We start from the raw sequence: 19,629 nt of genomic DNA, 5'->3' as shown, positions 1-19,629 counted from the left end.
CGCCGGACACTTCTCACCTCCCTCGGCTGGTCGCTTTTCCTTCCAATTACGCTCTTGATATGGTCTTGACGTCCTCCCTGTTTTTTCATCCATGTTGAGTGAGAGTTTTCCGGCCCTTTGAAGCCTGCGGGCGAGGAGCTGGGACATGAAGAAGACGAGGCATAGCGAAGAGCAGATCGCGTTTGCGCTGAAGCAGGCGGAGACGGGTACGTCGGTGGCGGAGGTGATCCGCCGGATGGGGATCTCGGAGCAGACGTTCTACCGCTGGAAAAAGGTGTACGGCGGGCTCGGGGTAGGCGAGCTGCGGCGCCTGAAGCTGCTCGAAGAGGAGAACCGCAAGCTCAAGCAACTGGTCGCGGACCTGAGCCTGGACAAGCACATCCTGCAGGACGTTCTGTCAAAAAAGCCCTGACGCCTGGGCGACGGCGCGAGCTCGTCGCGCACGTCCATCCTCGACGACGGCGAGCAGCGCTGCGTCGTCGCCGGGGCGCGCGTGGATGACGTCGGCGGCAGCGAGACCCGCCTGTTCCAGCCCGGGAGCGTAGAGGTCGGTACGACAGCTCGCCCACAGAACCGGCCCGCCTGTTGCTGCCGACTCGCGCGCGGCGATGCCGGCGAGGAACAGCGTCGCCGCCGCATCGTCGGCAAGCGAGCATGTCCTGGCCATGGCCTCGTGTAGCGCTCCGCCGCGTAAGCCCCCGCTGGCGAGTCGATCATCCAGTGCTCTCAGCCTGAAGGGCATGACGCGGTGATCCGTGACTGGCGTGGCCATGGCACGCAGGTCGGATATGCTGGTGAGCGGCGACTCGGAGACGGCGTGCATGATGGTCTAGACTCGGCTTGTTCCCTTTATGTTCCGTTAAGAGGCGCAAGGCGTCAAGCCGATTCGAGTCCCATCGACGAACCGCGATGGTGAGCAGAGAAATTGAAGGATGATGTCAACGTTGCCGGACACACCGACTTGATGTCGCCTTCCCACCCCGCGTGGCGGCCGATCAGCAGGCAAACTGCGACTGATCTCACAGCTTAGCGTACCAAGGCCGGGGACCATCGTATCCACGTCTACGAAACCGGTGACGCTCTTTTGCTCGCAGCCGGGAGATGACGATCACGCCTGTACCCGTTACCACAATGAGGAGCATGCAAACGGCTATCAACAGATACTCAAGGGGTGGCATGCCCGCGCTATTATCCGGCTCGCATGAACCACCGCTGATTACCACGAGCCGCAATCCTCGACGGGTTCGAGGCAGCGGTACGCGCCGGCGAGATCGACGATCAGCTGGCGGGCAGCACGCTGGGCCGGTGCCAGCCTTCCCACGCGCGACCTCAAGAAGCCGCGTCAGCGTGCCAAGCGTTCCGATGCCGGCGTTGTCCGGGGCTGGTCCGACAATCGGCGCGCTAAACTCGCCGCGACGATTGCAGCGAGGAGTGCTGCCAAGGGTGACGCTGAGAACCACAGCTAAGTTCGCACTGCCGTCGTCGTGATCCGCTGCCATGAAGTGAGCACTGGTGCGGCGGCGACAAGCAGGTAAGGTGCCATGACCTGATCCGGAGAAATGGTTTGGCCCTCAAGCACCTGTCGCTCGCCGCCCTGCTCGGCGCTTCCTCGCTCGCGATTCCGGTGGCGAGCCAAACGGCGCAGCCGGCAGCGACACCGGCCGCACCCGACGCCGCCGCGCCCGCGAGCTACGGCAGCTGGGGCTTCGACACGACCGGCATGGACCGCAGCGTCAAGCCCGGCGACGACTGGTTCCGCTTCGTCAACGGTAGCTGGGTCGCCCGCACGCAGATCCCGGCCGATCGCTCCTCCTACGGTGCCTTTGCGGTGTTGCGCGACGTGTCCGAGCAGCGCCTGCGACAGCTGATCGGCAGCTACAGCGCCACCGACGCCGCCCATCCCGACCGGATGAAGGCAGCCATGCTCTACGCCGGGTTCATGGATACGGCCACCGCCGACAGGCTTGATGCCGCGCCGCTCACCCAGCGGCTCGTGGCCGTAAAGGCCGCTGCGTCCAGGGACGATATCGCGCGCCTGATGGGCCGCTCGCTCGGCGGCTTCGGCTCCAGCTTCTTCGCGCCCGGCATGAACGACGATGCCAAGCAGCCCGACATCTACGCACTGTACCTGCGTCAGTCGGGCCTGGGTCTCGGTGACCGCGAGCTCTACCTCGACCCGAAGTTCGCGCCCCAGGTCGCGCGCTACCGCCAGTATGTCGCGCAGATGCTGAGCTTCGCCGGTTGGCCGAACGCCGAGGCATCGGCGAACGACGTGGTCGCGATGGAGACCAGGCTCGCCACCGCCCACTGGACGCGCGCGCAGAGCCGCGACCGCGACAAGACCTATAATCCGGCAACGCCGGCGCAGTTGGCCGCGCAGGCGCCCGGCTTTCCGTGGCCGACGTTCTTCAAGGCAGCCGGCATCGATGCCGCCAACCGCGCGATTGTGGCGCAGAACACCGCCTTTCCTGGCATCGCCAAGGTGTTCGCCGACACCGACGTCGCCACATTGAAGGCGTGGGAGGCGTTCCACATCGCCGACGACATGGCGCCTCTCCTCTCGAAGCGCTTCGTCGACGCGCAGTTCGACTTCCGCTCCAAATTCCTGAACGGCCAACCGCAGCAGCGCGAGCGCTGGAAGCGCGCGGTCGCGTTCACCGAAAACGGGATCGGCGAGGGGATCGGCCGCGATTATGTCGCGCTCTACTTCCCGCCTGCCTCCAAGGCGAAGATGGACCAGCTCGTCGGCAACCTGCGCGTCGCGCTCGCTGGCCGCATCCGCAATCTGCCGTGGATGGGAGCGGCGACCAAGCAGCAGGCACTCGACAAGCTACAAGGCTTCAGCGTCAAGATCGGCTACCCGGACAAGTGGCGCGACTACACCGCGCTCCAGGTCAAGCCGGGCGACCTGGTCGGCAACGCCGAGGCGGCGCAGCGCTTCGAGTGGGACTATCGACGCCGCCGCATCGGCAATCCGGTCGACAAGGCCGAGTGGGGAATGACCCCGCAGACGGTCAACGCGTACTATAACTCGGTCAAGAACGAGATCGTCTTTCCTGCCGCCATCCTGCAGCCGCCCTTCTTCGATCCAAAGGCCGATGATGCAGTCAACTATGGCGGCATCGGCGGGGTGATCGGCCACGAGATCAGCCACGGCTTCGACGACCAGGGCAGGAAGTCGGACGGCCGCGGCGTGCTGCGCGACTGGTGGACGGCCGAGGATGCGACCAAGTTCGAGGCGCAGGCCTCGCGGCTCGGCGGCCAGTACGAGGCGTACAGCTTCGAGGGGCTGCCCGGCATGCACATCAACGGCCGCGCATCGATGGGCGAGAACATCGGTGATCTGGGTGGCGTGCTGATCTCGCTCGACGCCTACCACAACTCGCTCGGCGGCAAGCCGGCACCAGTGATCGACGGCTTCACCGGCGACCAGCGCTTCTTCCTTGGCTGGGGTCAGGTCTGGCGCACGCTGTTCCGCAACGAGGCGCTGCGCCAGCAGCTGGTCAGCGACCCGCACTCGCCCGGGCAGATCCGCGCGGTCAATCCGCTGCGCAACGTCGATGCATGGTACGCGGCGTGGAAGATCACCCCGAGCGAGAAACAGTATCTGGCACCAGTGGATCGCGTGCGGATCTGGTGACCAACGTGCAGCCGCCCGCCATGCTGGCCACCGTAGCGCCGCCGCCCAACCAGTTCCTGCGATCGGACGCGATCCGCAGCGGCATGGATTTGCTCATGTTCGCGCACAAGTCGCACCTCAACCGAGCAGACGTGGCGCTGGCGGCGCGAGGGCTCGGGCGGGCGCACCATCGTGCACTCTACTTTCTCTCACGTCGGCCGGGACAGACAGTCGGCGAACTGGTCGACACTCTTGGCATCACCAAGCAATCATTCGGGCGCGTCAAAACTGACCTTGAGAGAGCGGGCTTGATAGAGACGCGTAAAGGTCAAACCGATCAGCGACAACGGCTGATCTACTTGACCGATGTGGGACAGAAGCTGGAGCATGATCTGTTCGAACAGCTGCACCAGAACATGGCGCGGGCCTATGCGGCCGCGGGTGAGCAGGCCGTCAAAGGTTATTGGACACTCATGCAGCACCTCATGGACGCTAACACGCATAGTCGCTTTCTTGCCTTCGCCGATCAGTAAGGGTGAGCGTCGTTGTGTGGTGGATTGCTGCCTGATCGCTTCGAGGTACAACCCGGCGTAAGCTGCTGTTCGTTCAGTGAGAAGGCAGGACTGCAAATGCTGGATTCCCCGAGAGGAAGATGCTTGGCCATACTCGACTGACACTCAGTGATAGCTGCCGTTTCCTCGTTTATGTAAGTCCTTGCCTGAGGCCTTGGATCACAAGCTTTTTCAAAGCGGCAGAGGGCGCATTGCGCCCTCTGCGCTATCCTGATCTTACATCTTCGCCGAGAAGCCGACGTACAGGAAGCGTCCGACGTTGTCGTAGATCGCGTCGTTGCCTACGCCCAGCAGGCCGAGCGGCGGCTTTTCGTCGGTCAGATTGTCGACGCCGGCGTAGAGGCGGAAGCTCTTGTTGACATCCACCGATCCGCGCAGCGCGTGGTAGAAGGCGTGCGGGTAATAGACGCGGTCGGCATAATATGGATCGAGCGCCTCGACCCCGTTGGTGTCGTGCTGCGCCTCCCAGTCAGTGATCGACTGGCGACCGATGTAGCGCAGCTGGTACCCCAGCGTGAACGGCCCCCGACTGTAGTCGGCCGACGCGTTGAAGCTGTAGATCGGATCGCCCAGCTCTCCCTTCACCCGCTCCGGCTGCTGTGGATTGTCGAGGTAGGGGAAGTCGGTCCGGTCGCGCACCCAGGTGCCGATAAAGCGCAGCGCCAACTTGTCGTCGCCGAGCACCGCGTGGCTGTAGGTCACGTCCAGATCGACGCCCTTGGCACGCAGCGCGGCGAAGTTGAGCGTGCTCTGAAGGAGTGCGGTCTGCGCGAACTCGCCGTTGCCCTGGCGCGGGTTGATGAGGCGGCAGAACTGATTGTCGAGCGACGCACCGTCGTAACAGCCGTCGAGGATCTGCTGCGCATCGACCGCCGAGATCACGTTGCTGATCTTGATGTCGTAGTAATCGGCCGTGATCGCTAGTCCGGGGACGAACGACGGCTGCAGGATGACGCCGTATGTCCAGCTACGCGACTTCTCCGTCTCCAAGTTGGGATTGCCGCCCGACAGGAACTCGGTGCTGCCCGCACGCGCGGTGTTGTTGATGAAGTTGGTCGGCACCCCCGCCGCCGCGCAGTTCGCCGCGCGCGTCGCCCGGCCCGTGCCGATGAAGTTCACGTCGCACGGATCGTTCAGCAGCCCGAAGTTCTGCGACTGCGACGCGTAGAGATCGCTCAGCGTCGGCGCACGCACCGCCTTGGCGTAGCTGACGCGGAACTTTACGTCTCGCACGGGTGCGTAGATGCCGCCCGCATTCCACGTCCAGTTCGTTCCCGCCGAACCCTTGTAGTCGGCGACGCGGACGGCGCCGCTCACCGACAGCTCCTGCGCGAAGCGCATGTCCTTCAGGATCGGCATGTTGAGCTCGCCGTAGGCCTCCTTCACCGCGAACGACGGCGGGTCGAAGTCGGGAATCGCATTCAGAAAGGTCGCGCCCGACTTGACCAGGTCGTCGTAGGCATAGGACGCGGTCTCACGGCGGTACTCGCCACCCACCGCGAAGGCGATTGGACCGCCCGGCAGCTCGAACAGCTGCGAACTGTCGCCGACCACGTTGGCGGTCACGTCGAACTCGGTCGCCTTGCCGCGACGGCTCGAATCGGTGTTGATGTAGTTGAGCGCCCCCTGGCTCGGCGACCCATCGCCTAGCACGTTGATCGGCACGCAGGCCGGATCGGTCACCGTCGTCGCGTTGATCCGGCAGACGATCTGCCCCGCGGCGTTCCGCGTGGCATCGACGGCGTTGAAGAAGTTCTGGTTGATCCGGTTGTTGAAGAAGGTCGAGCGCGTCCGGAACTCGCCGTAGTTGACGGAGAAATCGTATTTCCAATCCTCGTTGAACGTTCCCTCGACGCCGCCGACGATGCGGTAGGTGTCGCGACGGTCGAACTCGTCGCGGGTACCAAAATCGTTGTTGTTGCGATTCAGCCGGAAGAAGGTCGCGCCGGCCGGCAGCAGCGATCGGATCGTCGCGGCGGCGCCGGGCTGCAGATACGGGTTGTCGAGCGAGATCGGGATGCCGATCGACTGCGTCGTGAACGCGCCGACGGCGGCGCGGCGACCACCCGCGGCGAGCGCCACCGTGCCCTGCTCGCCCCCTTGCGCGAAGGTCGGCGTGCCCTGGTTGAAGCTCTCGACGCGGACGAACTTCGCCTCAAAGAAGGGTTTGAAGGCGTCCGATACGTCGTAGTGGCCGAGCAGGTTGGCAACGTAGCGCTTCAGCGACGGCTGAAGCGTGCCGCGATCGTTGAGGATGCCGCCGTCGCCGCCGTTGTTGTTGTTCGAGCCCGCCGGCCGGAAGTCGGTGCCGTAGTTATACTCGTAAAGAGACCCGCCCGGCCGAAAGCCGAACACGCGCGGCGCGCCGTTGGCGAGGCACGCCGCCGCGATGCCGCCGCCTCCGCACGACAGCAGGCTGGTGCCGTTGTAGGCGATGAAATTGCCGCCGTTGTCGTAGCCGAAGCTGTGGACGTTATTGAGGTAGGTGCGGTTCGGAATGGTGTTGTCGAGCGCCGGGCTGTCAACCAGCTGGAACTGGCGGCGACCGGTGAAGGCGCCGGTCAGGCCGGGCCGGTCGGCGTAGGTGACGAGGTCGGCCTTGTTGTACTCCAGGCTCAGCGCGATGTTGCCGCGCCCGCCGGCGAAGTTCTTCCCGTAGGTGCCGGTCAGGCGATAGGTGCCGTGGTCGCCCTCGTCGCTGACGCCCGCCTGGCCGTTCAGCGTCAGCCCGTCGAAGTCGCGCTTTAGCACGAAGTTGACGACGCCCGCCATCGCGTCCGATCCATAGACCGCCGACTGGCCGCCGGTGACCACGTCGACTCGGTCGAGCAGGTCGGTCGGGATAGTGTTGGTGTCGACCAGGAAATCGCCCTCGGACGAGGTGACGTGGCGGCGGCCGTTGACCAGCACCAGCGTGCGCGACGTGCCGAGCCCGCGCAAGTCGAGCAGGTTCAGCCCCGAAGTGCCGATGAACTGCGTCGAACTCGCCTGGCTGAAGGTCGAGCGGAGCTGCGGCAGATCGTTGAGCACGTCGCCCACCGTCACTGCACCCGTTCGCGTCAGGTCAGCCACGTTGAGCGTCGTCACTGGCGCCGGTGAGTCGAGTGTCGGACGGGCGATGCGCGATCCGGTGACGACGATCTCACCGCCGTCGGCACCGGCTCCTTGCTCCGCGGGAACAACGTTCTCGTCTGCCGGTGACGAGCCAGGGGTCGCCTGATTAGCGGCGGCGTTCGATGCGGTACCCGCTGGGGTGTTATCCGTCGCTGTCCCGGCCGCGTTGCCCGTCTGTGCATGAGCCTCTGCGGCTAGGAGGATTGAGGCGAGGACTAGCGACGTGGATAGCAGGTGCTGGCGATAGGTCCGGATCATGGAAATTCCTGTTACGCGAACGTGACAATCGGGGCAGCATTTCTGCCCTTTTGTCAGCTGGTATCAGGCTTCTGGCATCGTGAAAGTGACACACGTCAAAACCGACAGATTGTGCGAAACCGTGGCAAAGTGGCAACATGCCTGACCCTCTGAATCAGTCTAGCGCAGCGCCAATGCTGGGAAAACCGACTCTGTGGATTGCCGCTCTGTGCTTTGCGCGATCGGCTTCAGCCTTGAACGCGCTTGGCACCAGTGGGAACGGATCAGCGGCAAGCTTGCGCTTACAAGTTGGTGCTATGAGCACCGCGCAAATCAGGTAAGGGCTCTGTCAGACCAACGTGGCAGCGGAGCAAGGGCGCTGATATCTCAGTCAGATGAGCCGTCCGTCACGCGCCAAGCCCCCCCCTCCCCTTTTCGCCGCTTCAACTCCTCGCCTGAGGTGATCCGGCTGGTCGTGCTCATGTACGTGCGCTTCCCGCTGTCGCTGCGGAACGTTGAGGACCTGCTGTTCGAGCGTGGCATCGACATCTGTCACGAGACGGTACGCATGTGGTGGAACAGGTTCGGGCCGATGTTCGCCGGCGAAGTACGTAGCAAGCGGGTCAGCCGCATGCGGGGCTTTCGTCACTGGCGCTGGCACTTGGACGAGATGTACGTGAAGCTGAACGGCGAGATGGTCTATCTCTGGCGAGCGGTGGACCACGAGGGTGAGGTACTCGAGAGCTACGTCACCAGAAAGCGCGACAAGGCCGCTGCTCTCACCTTTATGAAGAAGGCGCTAAAGCGTCACGGCGCGCCTGAGGCGATCACCACCGATGGCCTGCGCTCCTATCGTGCCGCGATGAACGATCTCGGCAACGCCGAGAAGCAGGATGTAGGCCGTTGGGCCAACAACCGGGTGGAGAACAGCCACCTGCCATTCCGACGAAGAGAGCGAGCGATGCTCCGCTTCCGGCAGATGAAGAGCTTGCAAAAGTTTGCCTCTGTCCACGCCAACGTCCACAACCACTTCAGCTTGGAGCGCCACCTCACCGATCGACAGACCTACCGGGAACGACGCTCCGCCGCGCTGGCGGAGTGGCAGGTGCTCGCCAGCTAGGCCACTGCCCTCAAAGACCCAAATGCATCATGTGGAGAGCGGTTCGCGTTAGACTGACAGCACCAGCCAGCGCCTTGCTGGTGCCGCCGCTGGCCTTGATCGTGTCGGGCAGTGGCAGCACGCTCCCGTTGTCACGCTGTGAGGCGGTGGAGAGTAGGATGGCGTGCGTGTCGGTGAGCTTGATCATGTCGGTGTCTCCCGCGGGAGGCAGCCCTGTTGCTGCTCCCACCGGCCAGAGCCCCGGTGATCGGATCACCTGGGGCGTAGCGGGCGACTCACCGTCCGCGTTCACTGCCAGCGGTGTCGCTCTGCTACCGGCGCTAGTCGAGCAGATTGTGCAGCGGCTGAGGGCAGGCTCACACCGTGTTGACCAGGCGGCGGCGACATGTCCGATTGCATGCGAGAGCTGCAAGGGCTGTACGATCCGGTGCTCAGCTGTTGTTACGCTGCCCCGAACAGCGGCAACTGCTCACCGGCCTCCACCAACTCGCGCCTGGCACGACATGCGCCGTCGACCGCTTGGCGGTAGTGCACGGTGCCGTACCGCTCCGCCTCTTCGAAGCCGACCGGCGTCCACTCGTCCGACGGGTAACAAGCTTCGTAGATGGCGCGCGCCGCCGTGCGCAGCTGGAGATCGTGTTGCATCCTGTCCTCTCGTCCGAGTCGATCGGCGCCGTGTAGAACGTATAGGGAACATGCCGCAACGACTGATGGGCGGTCAGGGGCGAACAGCGCCTCTTGGGCGTCGAGATGCCAGCGCCATCGCGCTCCCGTCCGCCTCGAAGCGAGGTCAGCCGTTGATCTCGTCGATACGGTCGGCAAGGTCGCGGAGATCACGGCTCAGTTCGTCCAGCGCGAACGACAGCCCGAACACGTGTCCTGCCGTGTCGAGGTCGAGTGCGTTGCCCGCCGGGCTCACGCGGAATTCGGTCAGCGCGGTGGAGAACACCTGCCGCGCACCGGCCACGTCGACACGCTCGACCCGGCGCTTGGCCCTGAGTGCCACGGCGCAGGCAATGATCTCGTCGCGAAGCCGAAGTAGCAACGCCGCCGCTGGTTCGCCTAGCGATGCGCGGACGGGATCGGAGAAGCTCGGGTTCAGTGCGCGGGCGACAAGCACGACATCCGAGCGCATGCGCCACAAGGTACGCGGTACCGCCGGCGGAATGGCGTGCCGCCACAGCCGGGCGGCATGTTCGCGATCGGCGTCCTTCAACGCCTGCTCCACACCGACCAGCGCGGGACGAAGGGCGACCAGCGTCGTCCCGAGCGCCAGCGTCGTGCCGCTCCTGATGGCGTTTGCCATGTCGCCGACCAAGGCGTCCATGGTGTCGAGAACGTCGGCGGCTCGGTCGGTGAAGAGCGCGCCCGAGCGTGCCGGCAGGATCAGCGCCATGGCGGCAACACCGATCAGTCCGCCCAGCATGATCTCGGCGACCCGGTCGATCACGAAGGTAGCGATTGGGCTGTTCGCCGGCATGGTCAGCATCATGATGGACGCCGTCACCGGTGCGACCTTAAGCTGGGGACGCAGCACCGCGACGTAGCCGCCGATGCTGGCGACGATCACTAGCGCGCCACCCGTCGCGATAATTCCGCCGTCGTGCGCCCAGGCTCCGACTGCCCCCAGGCTGGCGCCCACCAGCGTTCCAAGCAGCCGATCGAGCGCCGCGCCCAGCGTGCCCCCGATCGAGCCCTGCATCACGATCAGCACGGTGAAGACCGCCCAATAGCCCTGCTTGAGACCGAGAAGCTTATAGGCGGCAAAGGCGACCGCACAGGCGATCGCAATACGGACAGCCTGCCTCAGCGCGGAGACACTGACGACGGAGTGGAGGAAGCGCGGCACGGCGGAGGGGGTACAGCGTTGCACCGTCGCCGTCATGTCTTCGCGGCGGAAGCTACGCCAGCGATCTTGCCTCATCAGCCACACGAACTACTTGTTACCTGACGCGAAGCAGCGACCCGAGGAACTAAGAATGGCCCTGAAGGACATCATCGCAAAGCTTTCGCCGGACAACGAGAAGCTCTTCCACCATGATCCGGATGCCGAGCGCCGCCCGGTGCTCGAGCGTATCGCTAAGAACCGTGAGGCATTCGCCGACCCTTCGACGAAGGTACGCGGCGGCAAGTGGTTCGAGATCGGCAACAACTCGGTGGTGGCGTTCACCCCGACCCGCGCCGACGGCCAGCCAATCGTCATCGATGGCAAGTCGGTGACCTTCTGGTCGTCGACCGAGTTCCCCGCCATCCTCGACGCGTTCGAGGCAGCCGTGCGCGCCGGCGAGATCGACGACCAGTTGGCGGGCAGCACGCCGGCCGGTGCCAGCCTGCCCACGCGCGAGCTCAAGAACCCGCGGCAGCGCGCCAAGCGCTCGGACGCTGGCGTGTCCCGCGGCTGGTCCGACGAGCGGCGTGCCCGGTTCGCCGAGACGATCGCGGCACGCAAGGTTGCCAAGGATACGCCGGATGCGGGCGGGTGATTCTCGCTCAAACGTCCATCTTCCTCCGGTCCGGTAGCTCGCCAGCTCGGCTACAATCCGCTGGGCATCTGCTGTTGGCGGCGTCCCCGAGGCTGTTTCATCCACTAACGACCGAAGCGGACCAGCGGCATTTCTGGTGGGAAGGAGCCAGTCCGTTTTCGGGTGCCGATCGCGGTAAGCAGCCATGCGTTCATGTGAGGTCGGCGACCAAGTGGTCACCTCCCGGGGGAACCTGACCGTCCGCGTCCGGCACTGATCGCACGCAACGGACAGTTCGTTATTTGTAACCGGCGGCAGCGACGTGCCCCAATTTCGGCGTTCGAGCCATCGTTGAGCTATCTTGAAAGCCGGCATCGCTCGCATGTCAGTTACCAAGCACCCTATTGCGTGTGGTCGAACTGCCGCAGTCAAATTTCATTGGGATGGACCGGATGCGCTCTCAGTCCTGCTGGCGAGTCGGTGCAATTCCCAATACAGAGGATGAGGTGGTGAGGAGGGGGCGTTGCACATGCTATCGCATGGTGATTTGTTGCGGGCGCAAGTGGAAAAAAGATGATCCGCTTCCGCCGTGTGACATTGCGGCCGCTCAACGCGTGGCTTGTCGCTCAGCCGGTGACTGGCTCGCACCGGAAATATCAACTGCGTGTCTGGCGCGAGGTAAACGCCAACTTCGCGGCGCTGCGTGACGAACTGATTGACTACGCCCAGGAGGCGCTTGACGACGCTCGCGCCCGCATTCGCAAAGGCTTCGAGGATAATCTCTCGCCCTTTTCCGATCCCGTCGACGACCCCGCCGCCCACTACCCGGCGATGCTCAATCGCATCACGCTGCAAGGCTATCTCGGCGAGACGCTTGCGGGTCTCGCTGTCGAGCATTTCGGTGCGTTCGGCAAGACCGACTGGCATGTCCCGGCCTTCCTGTTCCGTTTTCACGATCAGGAATTCCAGCATCTTGATCTCATCAACGAGCGCTTCCTGATGGGGGAGCCGCACGCCCCTGACGCAGAGGAAGAAATGCGGCCGGGGCGGACCGGCGACGATGCGCTGGCCTTTCGCCTCGACGCGCAAGGCAAGATCACCCATGTCCTCGCGTTAGAAGCGAAATGTCTGGCCACGAGCAATACCGGGACGATTTCGGACGCTCATGGCAAGCTGGCCGCCGGGCCGCGGCGGCCGAGCGGAATTCGTGAGCTCATCACTTTGCTTTCGGACTACGAGACGGACGCAGCTCAGGAATGGATTGCTCGCCTGCTCGAACTGTACCGCGACGGCTTCAGGACCGCAAAGCGCCGCGATGGCCTCGCCTACACCGTTGGTCATTGGCCGGTCCGGCCCGCGAGCCGGGTGAGCTGGCTGCCCTCCGACGCGCCGCACACATCCTACACCGCTGATCGGCGATTCGACGCGATGGAATTCCAACTCGAGGATCTCAAGGGCCTCGTCGACACGCTGTATCGGGGGGCGTGATGTCAAGCGAAGCTGTTCTTGAGATCGCCGCGAGAATCAGGACGGACATGGCCGGCTCGGCGCTGTCGCCCCTCCAGGCCAAACTCTACAGCCAGCGCGTTCGGCGCGACATGGGCGCCGACGGACTGCCGTCGTTCAGCCCGGCTGAGCTTTCCGCACGGCTCGACGAGGCCTGCCTGCTGCTCGAAACCGGCTGGCTCGAACGCGCCGCGGATGAGGGCCGTGCCTGGACGACCGCGGTCAAGCGTGCTGCCGAAGTTCTGGAATGGATTTCGCACGCCGCCCTGAAACCAGCCGAGGCCCCGATCCATCTGCTGTCGGCGGCCGCATATCAGGTGGCCGGTTATCCGGCCATGGCGCTTGGTCATTTGCGTATGATGCCGGCCGGCGAAGCCTATTCCACGATCCTTCGGGAATTCTTGCGCGGCGACTTCGATGCCGCACTCACCGCCGTGCAGGCGTTCTGGAGGGTGCAGCACGACCTTGGCGAGGACCACGTTTTGCGGGTCGTGGAAGACGATGAAGACGAGGATCGTGACTGGGACGAAGATGGTGATGGAGACGATGGCGCGCGACTAGTCGATCTTGAGGTGTCGACCGTGCGCCACGTCATCATGTGCATCGGCACCATTTGTTCCTATCTGCGCACCGGCGAAGCGGCGCTGGTCGATCGCGCCCTCGCCAAGCTAGACGCTCTCGCGCACAGCTATCTGCATAGCCGTGATCCCTATTCCTATCTGCTGGCGCGGCTGTGCGCTGGCGCTGCCCATCGCTTCGTCGATGCGAGTCTTTGGCCGCATATCGAGCGACTCGCTGATGATGCGAACTCGCGTACTCGCGAGGCTCTGACGCAGTTTGCCCGCGCCGCCTTCGTTAATCGCCGCGCCCTGGTCTGGCCCGCCCAGCGCGCCGGCATCGACCGGCTTGCCGGCAATGACAGTTTTGTACTCTGCACACCGACAGGATCGGGCAAAACGACCATCGCCACCCTTGGTGCCGTTCAGGGACTGTTCGCGCACCGCGCCAACCCGTTTCTCGCGGAAAATCTCATTCTCTACCTCGTACCGTCACGCGCGCTCGCCGCCGAAGTCGAGACCCGCTTTGCTGAAGACTTGCGCGGTATCGCAGCCGAACCGGTCGTTGTGACCGGCCTTTACGGCGGCACCGACTGGGGGCCGACCGATGCCTGGGTGCAGGTCGATCAGCCGACCGTTGTCATCTGCACCTTCGAAAAAGCTGACGCGTTGCTGCGCTATCTCGGGACATTGTTCCTCGATCGCGTGCGCCTCGTGGTGATCGACGAAGCGCATATGGTCGAACAGGATCCGAACCGGGCGGATGCCGTCACCGACGGCACCTCCCGCGCGCTCCGCCTTGAGCAGCTCAGCGCGCGGCTACTGCGCGCGCAGGACGACAAGAATTTCCGGATTATCGCGCTCTCGGCCGTCGCCGCCAAGGCTGCGCCCGCCATCGCCTCTTGGCTATCGAGCGACGCGGACGGCGGGCCGATCAGCTCGACCTATCGCAGCACCCGGCAGATGCTCGGGCGGCTCGAGGTAGCGCGCAGCGGTCGATTCGACATCCGCTATGACCTGATGGACGGCCGCACGCTCGAATTCGAAGACGAGCGCAGCGATGATCGCCCGTATATCCCCAACCCGTTTCCACCGGTCCCCGGCGGTGTGGACAGCACGCTCGGCGTCGAGAAATCGCTACGCGGTCCGACACTCTGGGCCGCTCTCCATCTCGCCGCCGAGCGCCCCGACGGCACCCGGCCGACGGTGATGATCTCGCTGACCCAAAACGTCAGCTCCTTCGCCGAGAATTGCGCCGATCTGCTTGACGCTTGGATCGCGGCGGAAATCGCTCTCCCCAATTACTGGTGGGTCGCCGAGGACGATGCCCACTGGCAGAGCTGCCTCACTGCCGCCGAGGATTACTTCACGAGCGCATCGTTCGAATATCGGCTGCTGGTGCGCGGAATCGCGGTCCATCACGGTCAAATGCCGGGGCTGCTGGCACGCCGGCTCAAGGTGGCGATTGATCGCGGCAATGTCCGTGTCGTGATCGCGACCTCGACGTTGTCTGAAGGAGTCAATATCCCGGTCAACACGCTGCTCATCCCCAGCGTCCACCGCTCGAATACGCTCTTCACCGTCAATGAATTTTCGAACCTCATCGGCCGCGCCGGTCGGCCCGGCGTCGCAACTGAAGGCAATGCCCTCGTCGTGCTGCCCGAGCGTGAATATCGAGCCCGCAGCCGGAAATATGCCTGGAACCGCACCTGGGAGGGATATGAGGAGCTTGTCGAGGAGCTGAAAGACGCAACCGAGCTTGCCTCAACCGGCGACCTGTCGGTCGAGGAAGGCAGTGCCAACAGCGCGCTTGCCATTTTGCTGGAACGTCTGCGCGACGCTTGGGAGGAACTCAGCGGCAGTGACGATGACGATGCGTTTGGCGAATGGCTCGAAGAGACCGCAGTCGTCGATGGCGATGGCGATGGCGACGACAGTGAGAAATTGCTGGACACGCTCGACGGGCTGTTAATCGCGGCGATCCAGGAAATTGAGCAGATGCGCAGCGCGGGCCTGAGCGCCGCCGACCTCGAGACCGAATTGGCCGCTTTGTGGCGGCGGACCTACGCCCATGTCGCAGCGGACGAGGAGGATCGCCTCGCCCGAACCTGGCTCGGGCGCGGGCGCGCGATCACCAGCCTCTATCCCGACCCCAATCGCCGCCGCCAGCTTTACAAGACCAGCCTCCCGCCCCGCTCGGGATCGATCCTTCTCGACCGTGTCGCCGACATTCGCGCAACCCTGGCCGCTGGCATCAATTATGCCGACCGACCCGACGAGCAACAGTTCCAGTTCGTTCGGGCGATCATAGCACTGCTGGGCGAGGTGCCTGCATTCCGCATCTCGACCAAGCTCGGCCGGATGCGCAAGCCGTTCGAGGACTGGGAAAGGCTGCTGCGCTGGTGGCTGTTCAAGACAAGCCTTGAAAAACAGCCCAAGCCGAAGGAACTCGGTCCCTGGTTTGCCTTCGTGTCCGAGAATTTCATTTATCGCGGCAATTGGGGCCTAGGCAGCCTCGTAGGCGTGCTCATGGATCAAGGCGATGCGGCGGGCCCGGTCGACGCGCTCACGATGGACGACTGGCCTCGCAGCGGACTGCCGTGGATTGGATTCTGGCTCAAGGAGCTGGTCAACTGGGGCACGCTGGACCCGGTCGCTGCCTTCCTGCTGGCGCGCGGCAATGCGCGCGACCGTGCGCAGGCGGAAGCGGATGCGCAGGAATACTATGCGCAGCTCGACGGTGACACTGCGCCAAATGACAAGATCGACCCTCGCCGCGTTAGCGACTGGGTCGAATCGCGCCGACCGCGGGTGCCGGTGCTTCGCGCGTCACGCGAGATGGTGCTCGACGTGCGGCTCGAGCGATCGGCACGCGACTATGTCGTACGCCGGCTCAGCGTCCTGCCGCTTTCAACCGACGATGGCCTCAGCTGGATCGATCCTGCCGGCTATGCCGTCGCGCACTGCGAGCGCCCGGCGGACTGGAACGATCAATCTTCGCAATTCCGCTTCGAACTGTCCGTCGACCTGCGGCAGGTGACCGGCGAGCCCTACCTACCGTACCGGCGCGAGCCGTCGTAAGGCCGACTATGACGGAACAATGCCTCGCGATCATCGGCGGTGGGTTGAAGGTAGCGGCGGTCGCCGCCAAGGCCGCCTAACTGCGCGACCTCGCCGAGGGGCTTGGCAGCGAGATGCAGGTGCGCTTCTCATGAATGGCCTATGCGATCGACAAAGGTGGTCATGGCAATTGGGTGGATCGTGGCCGACTCAAGCCGACCCTGATTAGGCCGATAACGGCAGCGAAAGACCGCATGTGAGTCGGCACCGCCGCGAAGCTGGCGGCGGCTCTCGACCAGTTCAGGCCATCCGTGGCCGAAGCTCGAACGTCGGCTAAAGCCGAAACCGGTCATTCGCATGCCGCTAGGGGCCGGACGGCAGTGCGCCAAACTCAGTCATCGATCCGCCCCGAAGCTGATCTCGAAAGCTGACGTTCGCCCATGCAGCGGTCTGCAGGAATGATGCATGACGGCCCATCCCTTTTGAGGCGTGGCCAAGCCATTCTGGCAATTCGTGTAGATCCAGTTTATCGCTGATCAGCTAATCAGAGACGATCACACGAAGTTGCTCCTCCATCGTCTTAGGCAAAGCGGAGTCGTTCCGAGCAGTAGCAGGGCGCCGTTAGTGATGACGACTATCGATACGCCGGCCTGCACAAGCAACATCTCGAACTGCAGCGTCGCTCCTCTAGACCGTCAGTCAGATCGGCTGCCGAGTCGACACGCTTCTAAGATCAGCGCGTCGAGTACCTGCGTCAGCTTGGAGGCATCGTAGGCGCCCGAGGTAATGATTGCCACATGTTGACTCATGAAGTGCCGGTCGTAGGACTCCTTATGCTCGAGTACACCTTGCCAGATGCCGAGCTCTCTTTTGTAGTTAGTCCAGATCACGCGCGCCGGCGGGTAGCCAGGCAGGTTGAGATCGAGATAGCACTCAATCGCCGCCGCCCGTCCGTTGATGTCAACTTCGGCTAGGCCTTCCGGACCGAGCGCCGGGAAGCTGCGGAGTTCCTCTATTGCCGGCAGCATCATTGCTCGGAGATTGCCCGTCAGGTTCAACTCGCCGAGCCTGCGGTGCGCATCGACCCCCTCCGCATCGTTGTCGAGCACGAAGAGCACTTGGTTGTGGATGTCGATCCGCAGCAGCCCTTCCGCAAATTTGACGAGGTTGCCCGTTCCCCAGAAGTGATGCCGCTCCTCACCGTCGATGAAGCGGAAGAAGTCGGCGACGTCTGGGCGGAGGAGGTCGAGCGCGCGGCGCAGTATGCGCGCGTCGGAGGCGCCTTCGGTCGCCACCAGGATCGCTTGGTTTCGCCGCGCACCGGCCACGAAGGCGTCGCGTGCCACCCACCCTGCATTAACGATGTCGCCGAACTGCCACATGACCTCGGCACGCGCATTCTCAGGGTTGAGCGCGAAGATCAGCAGCATCGACGATGCGCTTAGGATGCACAGTCGAGCGGACACATAGCTCGCCTCGGACCAGTATAGGTCGGAGTTGTCGGTCAGCGGCAGGCGGGCGAAGAGCCCGGCGTGCGCGGCGAAGCGCCCCTGCGCTTCAATTTCCCGCTCGTCGCTAGGTAGATCGACAAAGCGATCCGAAAGCTCCGTCAAAGGTAGGAGGTTGGCGAGGTGGCAGAACTCCTCGAAGCTGAGATATCGCTCTTGGTCCGTGTCGGGTTCCGGATCGTCGAGCGAGGCGGCTTCGGCGATCACCGCCTCATATTCCGCACGGGCGCCCTCGAGCGAATGTCCCAGCACGTTCAGCCTGGGAATGACGCGACAAAGCGCGCGGACGAAGGTGAGCTCGCTCTCGATCAAGTCCGCCATGGTTTCGGGATGTTCGCGGTAATACTCGTAGTCGATGCCGCGGCAGGGTCGGCGGGTGAGATCCGCGTCCTGGAACAGGTATCCGAAGTCGAGGCCCATGTGGTTCTTCGCGTAGCTGAGGGATACGCCGCACACCGTCAGCTCGATCGACGTGCCCATGGACTAGAGGCTCCTGCGCGCGTCCTAAGACGCATTGTCGGTGGAACAGACGAGGTCGTGGGCGATCGGCACTCGCGCCGGCGTCGCTCATGCGTCCGAGAGTGCCTCTTCGATCGCGGACACCAAGAGCGACACGTCGGCTGCCGTGGGTTCCACCGCCAAGTCGCCGTGGACGACTGCGTTGCGCACAAGGATCAAGGGGCGGAGCCGCCGTTCCGTCTCGGGCTCGATGCGCCCCAGCATGGCGAGCGCCTGCAGGACACTACCCGGAGTTCGGGGACGCGCCTCCTGCTCGGCTTCGATGTGGAGAAGCGTCGACTCGAGCAGGGACCACGCCAGGAGGAACGCAGCTCTGTGATGGCTCTGCTCCGCTAGAGTGCGCACTTCATCGACCTGACGGCGTATCGCCGGCACCGTGGCTGACTTGATCGTCAAAGTCTTCAGGGGATCCTCGGCAACGTAAGCGACCGCAAACTTCCAATTCGGCTGCCCTTCGAATCGCGACCTGATCTGCTGGAGTGTCAATTCGCTTGCCCGGCTGCGGCTCTTCTTGACCTCGATCGCGACGTATTCGTCGCCCCTGCGCGCAATTGCGTCGGGCACGTACGATCCAAGGAACTCTGGCACATCCTGCCGGTTGGGTGCGACCTCGAACGAGAAGCCCTTCGCTTCGTATTGTTGTCGCAACGAGCCGATCAGATCGAGTTCCGCCTGGCTCTCTTCATGTCGAGCTGCGCTCATGGTTGTGTCCTCCAGCTCAGATCATCATCGATCCGGATGTATACGACCGGCTGCCGTTCGCCGGCGGCCGAGATGGTGTCCAGCGCCGCCGCCAGTTGACCGGTCGGCGCTCCGAAAGACCAGTCCGTGTCGGGTTCAAACTTCTGGGAGACGATCCTCTCCACCACCTGATCGTCTAGGTAGGCCTGCCCGTTCAGAGCATCGAGGATTGGCTTTACGATGTTGTCGACGTCGCCTGCCATCGGTGCCGTGGGGAAGTAGAAGATCGTAACGGCCAGTGGTGTGTCCTCCAGCCAGACGAGGTCGACCGTATCCTCCGCCCGTCGGCGCGCGGCTTCGGCGATGGTGCTCTTCCACCTTTCCTTCGACGACGCCTTGGCCTGAAGCGAGAGTGGAACACCCGTCAGGTGGAACTCCAGCGGGAACAGCGAAGCGAATTGCGTTTCGAGGGGGACCGCGACGTCGTCCATGGTGAAGTGTTTGGAGCGGACGCCGAGCACATGCAACGGCTCGTGCCTCGTCTCGTTTCACCCATGGTCTGCTATGCGCCAGCTCGCCGCATCAAGGAATGTCGCATGGTGGAGAGACGTCAATTAGACCTTAATGTGCGCATACGGGTCGTTTCGGATACGCCAGCTTGCTGGACGAAGATC

Annotated in this window: 14 protein-coding genes and 1 pseudogene; 7 read left to right on the top strand and 8 right to left on the bottom strand. The window is 63.8% G+C overall.

The annotated features are described in order from the left end of the window. Nucleotides 1-145: 145 nt before the first annotated feature. Nucleotides 146-462 (top strand): annotated as a pseudogene (locus BM145_RS14665) (transposase); the annotation flags it as partial. On the opposite strand, the gene BM145_RS14660 reads toward BM145_RS14665, so the two are convergent. After that, nucleotides 398-667: a hypothetical protein gene (locus BM145_RS14660; protein ID WP_245739384.1), complete on the bottom strand. Its 270-nt coding sequence runs from the start codon at nt 665-667 to the stop codon at nt 398-400. The pseudogene BM145_RS14665 and the gene BM145_RS14660 overlap by 65 nt on opposite strands. 897 nt (nt 668-1,564) lie before the next feature. On the opposite strand from BM145_RS14660, the gene BM145_RS14655 reads away from it, so the two are divergent. Continuing rightward, nucleotides 1,565-3,640 carry a M13 family metallopeptidase gene (locus BM145_RS14655; protein ID WP_093334413.1) on the top strand — a complete coding sequence of 692 codons (2,076 nt, stop codon included), beginning with the start codon at nt 1,565-1,567 and terminating at the stop codon, nt 3,638-3,640. Then, a complete protein-coding gene (locus BM145_RS14650; protein WP_342741818.1) occupies nt 3,637-4,152 on the top strand; it encodes a MarR family winged helix-turn-helix transcriptional regulator in 516 nt (171 codons plus the stop codon). The genes BM145_RS14655 and BM145_RS14650 overlap by 4 nt, the downstream gene beginning before the upstream one ends. A gap of 255 nt (nt 4,153-4,407) precedes the next feature. On the opposite strand, the gene BM145_RS14645 is transcribed toward BM145_RS14650, so the two are convergent. Further along, nucleotides 4,408-7,563, bottom strand: coding sequence for a TonB-dependent receptor domain-containing protein (locus tag BM145_RS14645; RefSeq protein ID WP_093334412.1), 3,156 nt, complete (start codon nt 7,561-7,563; stop codon nt 4,408-4,410). A 361-nt stretch (nt 7,564-7,924) separates the two neighbouring features. On the opposite strand from BM145_RS14645, the gene BM145_RS14640 reads away from it, so the two are divergent. Next, the gene (locus BM145_RS14640; RefSeq protein WP_093334424.1) at nt 7,925-8,662 is read left to right on the top strand and encodes an IS6 family transposase; all 738 of its coding nucleotides are present in this window, start codon (nt 7,925-7,927) and stop codon (nt 8,660-8,662) included. 10 nt (nt 8,663-8,672) lie between these two features. Here BM145_RS14640 and BM145_RS16130 read toward each other — a convergent pair whose 3' ends face one another. The 3 genes from BM145_RS16130 to BM145_RS14630 form a co-directional block, all read right to left on the bottom strand. Further along, entirely contained in the window at nt 8,673-8,849 is a 177-nt protein-coding gene (locus tag BM145_RS16130) for a hypothetical protein (RefSeq protein WP_177200230.1), read from the bottom strand. A gap of 254 nt (nt 8,850-9,103) precedes the next feature. Continuing rightward, entirely contained in the window at nt 9,104-9,307 is a 204-nt protein-coding gene (locus tag BM145_RS14635) for a hypothetical protein (RefSeq protein WP_093334411.1), read from the bottom strand. 145 nt (nt 9,308-9,452) lie between these two features. Next, a complete protein-coding gene (locus tag BM145_RS14630; protein WP_218149667.1) occupies nt 9,453-10,586 on the bottom strand; it encodes an FUSC family protein in 1,134 nt (377 codons plus the stop codon). Nucleotides 10,587-10,641: 55 nt separating this feature from the next. Here BM145_RS14630 and BM145_RS14625 point away from each other — a divergent pair, with 55 nt between their 5' ends. The 3 genes from BM145_RS14625 (at nt 10,642) to BM145_RS14615 (ending at nt 16,268) form a co-directional block, all read left to right on the top strand. Continuing rightward, the gene (locus tag BM145_RS14625; RefSeq protein ID WP_093334409.1) at nt 10,642-11,145 is read left to right on the top strand and encodes a hypothetical protein; all 504 of its coding nucleotides are present in this window, start codon (nt 10,642-10,644) and stop codon (nt 11,143-11,145) included. 552 nt (nt 11,146-11,697) lie between these two features. Next, complete coding sequence (locus BM145_RS14620) at nt 11,698-12,612, top strand: hypothetical protein (protein ID WP_093334408.1); 915 nt, start codon at nt 11,698-11,700, stop codon at nt 12,610-12,612. After that, nucleotides 12,612-16,268 carry a DEAD/DEAH box helicase gene (locus BM145_RS14615; protein ID WP_093334407.1) on the top strand — a complete coding sequence of 1,219 codons (3,657 nt, stop codon included), beginning with the start codon at nt 12,612-12,614 and terminating at the stop codon, nt 16,266-16,268. Before BM145_RS14620 ends, BM145_RS14615 begins: the two co-directional genes overlap by 1 nt. 674 nt (nt 16,269-16,942) lie before the next feature. Here BM145_RS14615 and BM145_RS14610 read toward each other — a convergent pair. The 3 genes from BM145_RS14610 to BM145_RS14600 all read right to left on the bottom strand — a co-directional run bounded on the left by BM145_RS14610 (nt 16,943) and on the right by BM145_RS14600 (nt 19,446). Continuing rightward, nucleotides 16,943-18,235, bottom strand: coding sequence for a HEPN/Toprim-associated domain-containing protein (locus tag BM145_RS14610; protein ID WP_093334406.1), 1,293 nt, complete (start codon nt 18,233-18,235; stop codon nt 16,943-16,945). 87 nt (nt 18,236-18,322) lie between these two features. Continuing rightward, nucleotides 18,323-18,976 (bottom strand): hypothetical protein, encoded by a 654-nt coding sequence (locus BM145_RS14605; RefSeq protein WP_093334405.1) that lies wholly within the window; start codon nt 18,974-18,976, stop codon nt 18,323-18,325. Then, entirely contained in the window at nt 18,973-19,446 is a 474-nt protein-coding gene (locus BM145_RS14600; protein WP_093334423.1) for a RusA family crossover junction endodeoxyribonuclease, read from the bottom strand. Before BM145_RS14600 ends, BM145_RS14605 begins: the two co-directional genes overlap by 4 nt. Nucleotides 19,447-19,629: the final 183 nt, after the last annotated feature.

It is taken from the genome of Sphingomonas rubra (assembly GCF_900115745.1).
GTDB lineage: Bacteria > Pseudomonadota > Alphaproteobacteria > Sphingomonadales > Sphingomonadaceae > Sphingomonas > Sphingomonas rubra.
Note: the sequence above shows the minus strand (reverse complement) of the source record. Positions and strands in the feature narration are given on the sequence as shown.